The sequence below is a fragment of the Oleiphilus sp. HI0086 genome (assembly GCF_001635225.1).
On record NZ_LWFZ01001078.1, the window covers coordinates 1 to 646 of the forward strand.

Genomic DNA, 646 nt, shown 5'->3' on the forward strand with positions numbered 1-646 from the left:
GTAGGTCGAGTTGTTTCTTAAAACGAATTGCAAAGCCTTGACCATTGCCTTCGTAGCCATGGATGGTGCTTGAAAATACGATTCTAGAATAGTGCTTTAGTAGTTCACTCAATGTAGACGCTGGAATTCCGGCAGCTTCATCGATTAGCAGTAACTGGCACTCGGGCTTGGTAAGTAAGAGCTCATCAGGCGATATAAACTTCAGACAGTGAGAATAACTATCGTGGTTGCCACNCTCATCTGTAATGTATTTTGAAAAGTGGAAGAATGCATTGGCACAAGCTCGTTTTGAGGGGGCTGTAATCAAAATAGATTTTTTATATTTGAGGGCCAACTTCGCCGCGGCAATGCCAAGCGCGCTGGTTTTGCCTCGTCCCCTATCGGCGGTGACGATCAGTGGCCGTCTACGGTGCCCTTCGACAACATGAGTGATTAGCTCAATTGCTTCGCGCTGGTCAGGTGTGGGTAGGGCCTGTACCTGAGTCGTCGCAGCCGCAGGAACAGCAGGAAGCTGAGACTGATTCTCTTGGCAAAATAGCAGACAATCCTGACTGTTAAAAAAGCTAATCAAACGCTGGAGAAAAAAGGTGTTTGTTTTAGATAACTCTGACTCGTCACTGCACATGCGGCGATAGTCTGGGTCAGG

At 47.3% G+C, this 646-nt stretch carries 1 pseudogene; it reads right to left on the reverse strand.

Annotated features, from left to right (window positions below):
• Positions 1–646 (reverse strand): annotated as a pseudogene (locus A3756_RS19115) (AAA family ATPase); the annotation flags it as partial.